This is a genomic window from Deltaproteobacteria bacterium, assembly GCA_026712905.1.
Lineage (GTDB): Bacteria > Desulfobacterota > Binatia > UBA9968 > JAJDTQ01 > JAJDTQ01.
Genome location: JAPOPM010000171.1, coordinates 1 through 4,230, shown reverse-complemented (window position 1 = coordinate 4,230; position 4,230 = coordinate 1). Strand labels below are relative to the sequence as shown.

The 4,230-nt window shown below is 61.2% G+C and carries 5 protein-coding genes; 2 read left to right on the top strand and 3 right to left on the bottom strand.

The annotated features are described in order from the left end of the window. Positions 1 to 725 precede the first annotated feature (725 nt). Together OXF11_14280 and OXF11_14275 are read right to left on the bottom strand one after the other, a co-directional pair. A complete protein-coding gene (locus OXF11_14280; GenBank protein ID MCY4488264.1) occupies positions 726 to 986 on the bottom strand; it encodes a hypothetical protein in 261 nt (86 codons plus the stop codon). A gap of 174 nt (positions 987 to 1,160) precedes the next feature. Continuing rightward, complete coding sequence (locus OXF11_14275; GenBank protein MCY4488263.1) at positions 1,161 to 1,610, bottom strand: hypothetical protein; 450 nt, start codon at positions 1,608 to 1,610, stop codon at positions 1,161 to 1,163. Between the two features lie 146 nt (positions 1,611 to 1,756). On the opposite strand from OXF11_14275, the gene OXF11_14270 reads away from it, so the two are divergent. Further along, positions 1,757 to 2,368 carry a hypothetical protein gene (locus tag OXF11_14270; protein MCY4488262.1) on the top strand — a complete coding sequence of 204 codons (612 nt, stop codon included), beginning with the start codon at positions 1,757 to 1,759 and terminating at the stop codon, positions 2,366 to 2,368. 223 nt (positions 2,369 to 2,591) lie between these two features. Here the strand turns inward: OXF11_14270 and OXF11_14265 are convergent, their stop codons facing one another. Beyond that, on the bottom strand, positions 2,592 to 3,404 hold the full coding sequence (locus tag OXF11_14265; GenBank protein ID MCY4488261.1) for an NUDIX domain-containing protein: 813 nt from the start codon (positions 3,402 to 3,404) through the stop codon (positions 2,592 to 2,594). Between the two features lie 178 nt (positions 3,405 to 3,582). Here OXF11_14265 and OXF11_14260 point away from each other — a divergent pair. Next, on the top strand, positions 3,583 to 4,230 hold a 648-nt coding region (locus OXF11_14260; GenBank protein MCY4488260.1), incomplete at its 3' end, for a hypothetical protein.

Here is a 4,230-nt window from a genome sequence, read left to right as displayed (position 1 = left end):
GAACGCCATACTCCGGCGCTTCCCTATCCCGCCGGTCAAGGTCATGCGCTCAATCTACTCTTCTTGAGCGAAACTGCCACGCGAGGAACCGGATGCCCTAGTGCGGGCACGTCCGGCTCTGTGGGGGGAGGGGATCGGCAACGACCCCTCCTACCCGGCCCCGGTACAGAGGCTTGATTGCCGCCCGCAGGACGGAAGGCAAGCCGCGTAGCAATAATCGGTATGCCGGTACGGCGGCGCTTGTCATCTTGCGGTCGTCCGGTCATTCCAACAGGAAGATGCCGCGGATACGACGGGTGAAGTCCGACCATCCGGCGTGATCGAATTTCGCGAGCTCAAGATGATATGGCGTCGTCCACGACTGCCCAATCTGGCACCCGGAAGAAACAACACTCGTGCCCAACCCGGCGCAAAATACCACTCCCTGCACATTTAGTCGTCGGGGCAGACCACCCGACAGTCGTCTAACGTTCCGGCCGGCACAGTCACCTTGGCGGTTTCCGGAACGCGATCGTTTCCGGGGTTCCCGACCGCTGTCGAGCGGCGTTCATCGTCATGCGCCGCGATCGTGAAGGAATTGGCGTCGACGACCAATGGCAGGTGAAGCGCCCGCCCCGTACGGGAGCGGGCGCTGCCACCCGTCGTCCGGACCGTGCCTGTTCGTTCCGTCCCACTTCGCTCGGTATCAGGCTCCCACAAACACAACTTCCGTGCCGCCGGTCGATTCAGTGCCCTAGGGTGGGTTGAGAAAAATGTAGTGACACATTCTTGCGGGTTGAGCTTTGTTTTATTGATTCGTCGATGTCGCCGGCATACAACGCGGCCATGTTCGTGCGCGACACGACCGCCCTGTGTGCTTCGCGGCCGGCGGCCTCGACGACGTGTACTGACGCCTCGTCAACTTGCGGCGATAGCGGCTCTGCAGAGGCGCCACGCAACTGCGGTGTCGGCTCGCGGCGCTGAGAGAAAGGCTTGCGAAGCATCATGGGTGAGTATAATTTGCCACAATGCAGGACTGGATCCGAAATAAGCGGCGAAGCGCAGAGCTCTACGAAGATGAACTGACAGCCTGCATCTTCGGACCGTTGCGCTATATGGGGCCGAGGCAGGCTTGGCAAGCATGTCTGATACTCTTGGGCCATTCGGATCGTGCTCAGAATTCAGGTCGGGAACCGACCAATGTCTGCATTCGATTCTGGCCGCATTTCTCCCGAACCGAGGGAGAAGGCCATCATGTCGAGCCGGATGTCCACGTAGTGGCTTGGAACGGCGATGTGTTGCTTGGGACGATACTCGTCGAAACAAAGTGGAACTCCGGCCTCCAGAAGAACCAACTTCTCGACCAATGGCGATTCGTTACCGTCGGCGACAACCACGGCGCAGAGGTCCGAAATTGTTCCAAACACGTTTTGCTGGGTAGCCAACCGCGCCGAGATGATGTTGCCATAAAGGAACAAATGGACGCGGCGCGAGAACAAGGCATCGAATGGGACGGTCGCCTTTTTGTGCTGCCTTGGTACGAGGTCGCTGCTCGGTTGGCGGGGCTGCGATGCCTTCACGGCCCCATCGAGACATGGCGGCAAGACGTTGTCGCCTTTCTTGTGCGCCAAGGAATTACCGCGTTCGATGGGTTCCCTTGCGACCGGCTCAAGCCTGTTCGCCTTATGCAGTGGCGATTCGAAGCCTACACCACGCCTGCTCTTCTTGAAGTAGGGTTGCTCAACTGGTTGTTTAATGAAGGAAACGGAAACGCGGCATGACTGTATGGAACACCATTGCCAATATGCAGGCGCTTGATGCTTCCCTCGCATCGTTTTTCCAAGTCATCGAAAACGAAATCTCGGGTCAAGATTGTTGGGGATTTCACAACTCGACAGAAGTCGCTAGCTTGGTAACACCAAACGGCTGGTGCTGGTATGCGTCTTATATGCGATATTCGTTGCGGAGGATACCAAGAGGTAAAGGACGCCAACGTGGCCCAGGGAATTTGACGGTTGGCGTGGAGCTTTGGCGGGAAGTGACCGACCAAGACAATCTTTGGGAGCACGCGAAACAGCCCTTGATCTATGTGGGGTTCTGCCCCGGAAATGACTATTGGTGCGACGATATGGCTTTGGACTGTCTGGGGGCACCGACATGGTACCCGGACGGGGAAATTCATCCACCAACGGAGAAAGATCCGAAACTGTGGACATGGAATGGTGAAGATGGAGACAGGTGGAGTCTCCGCAGTTGGTTCTTTGTGTTGCAGCTATGCTCGATAGAGCGCCGGGAAGATATTGAGAAGAATATTGTTGCCCCGCTTCGTTCCCTGCTTGTCGACAACAGCGATCCGAACACGGTGTTTTTTGAGACGCAGGTACTGTAGACGATTACGAACGCTACCTAATGAACTCAATAGTAGTTCTTTTCTGATGGCCGGAATCAGGCGGTGAGCCAGCGACTGGTGGCTTACCCGCTATGCATGACTTGATTGCCGTGTCACGCCGCGCGAGCAAGGCGGCACGCGACCTCAACCCCGACGGGGAAGGCGACCGGCGCCGACTCCACATGGAAAGGACGCATGAAGCCTGACCGAGCTCGACCTTGTTTCACCGGTTGCCGGCCGGAGTTGAAGCGCCTGCCCGAGACGAACGCCCAGGCCTTGCAAGCGTTCGCGTCGCCGCGGCCGGAAAGCCGTCCTCCGTCTGCCTCGCCGCCCACAGCGACGCGGGCCGGCCCCGTTCGGGCAGCATGTTGAGGTCCACCTGCCTGTCGAAGTTCACCCGCGAGGGCAGCGCGGCGCGCTGCTCGTAGGCTCCGCTCTCGCGCACATAACGCTGGAAATTGCCTGGATCGAGCGGGGCGCCCCAGACCGCTTCATAAACCCGCCTGAGTTCCCGGATCGTGAACTCCGGCGAACAAAACCAGGCGGCTAGGGCGGTGTGCTCCAGACTGGACCGAATGCGCTCCACGGCGTCCCTGACGATCCGCTCGTGGTCGAAGGCGAGACGGACGGCGCCGCTCTCGATGCGCGCCATCGGCACGAGGTCGGCCCTGGCGGCGTCCCCGCCGCCCCGGGGAGTCGGCACCTCGGCGCAGACCGCCCAAAAGGCGACGGTGACCACACGCATGCGCGGGTCCCGGTCCGGAGCGCCATAGGCGGCAAGCTGCTCCAGATGCCACGCTCCCCAGGCGAGACCGGTCTCCTCCGCAAGCTCCCGGGCTGCGGCGTCCTTCAGGTTCTCGTTCGGGCGCACGAAGCCGCCGGGCAAGGCCCAGGCGCCGCGATAGGGTTCTCCGCCCCGCTCGATCAGCAACACCTGGAGCGCACCGTCCCTGATGGTGAACAGCGACACGTCCGCGGTGACCGCGAATGGCGGGAATGCAGTTGCGTCATATCGGGGCGAATTCTCGGAAACCATCGCCGGAAAATAAATTGTTGCACTGACAATATCAAGCACATATATTGTTTGAAAGACAATTAAAAAGAGGCCCAGTTCCGATGAACGAAATCGTGCTCATTCTCAACTTCCTCTCCTTCGCGCTCCCTGGGGCGTTCCTTCTCCACACCGTCCTGACGAACTTCTGATGGAGGCATGCATGACCGCCCCGAATCTGGACATTGTTGCCCTGGGCGCGCCGATTACGCGGCTCGGCGTATCGTTCTTCCCGGTTTTCCTGCCTGGCAGTGAGCTGCCGGCGATCGCCACCGGCGAGGGTTCGGGACTGGAGATAAAGGAGTTGGATGCCGCGTCGGTGCAGGCGCTGCGCGCGACCAATCCGACGGACAAGCCGGTGCTGGTCGTCGAAGGAGAGCATTTCCTCGGCGGTAAGCAGAACCGTGCGGTCAACGCCACGGTGCTCGTGGACTCCTTCTCCGCCCTTGAGCTTCCCGTAAGCTGCCTGGAGCAGGGCCGCTGGGGGCGCCGCCGGGCATGGCGGCGTGCTGCGGCCTTCGCGCCGGCCCGCATCCGGACGGCGCAGCGCCGGGGCCTCGCCCGGTCGCTGCCGCACGGGTCCCGCGCCGGCGACCAAAGCGGCGTGTGGGATGAGGTCCATGCAATGCTGTCGCTGGAGGGCGTCGAGTCCGATACGGCGGCAGCGGCGGATCTGGAACTGACACGCTCCCGGGACGCGTCCCGCGCGGACGTCGTGGAGGAACTCGTCGGACGCGGCCCGCTGCCTGGCCAGTGTGGTGTCGTTGTCGCGCAGGGTAGCGGGATAACCGCGATGGACCTGTTCGGCGCG

Excerpts from the sequence above, each read along its gene's own strand:
- OXF11_14280 (MCY4488264.1), bottom strand. The coding sequence starts at position 986 with ATGATGCTTCGCAAGCCTTTCTCTCAGCGCCGCGAGCCGACACCGCAG.
- OXF11_14270 (MCY4488262.1), top strand. The coding sequence starts at position 1,757 with ATGACTGTATGGAACACCATTGCCAATATGCAGGCGCTTGATGCTTCC.
- OXF11_14265 (MCY4488261.1), bottom strand. The coding sequence starts at position 3,404 with ATGGTTTCCGAGAATTCGCCCCGATATGACGCAACTGCATTCCCGCCA.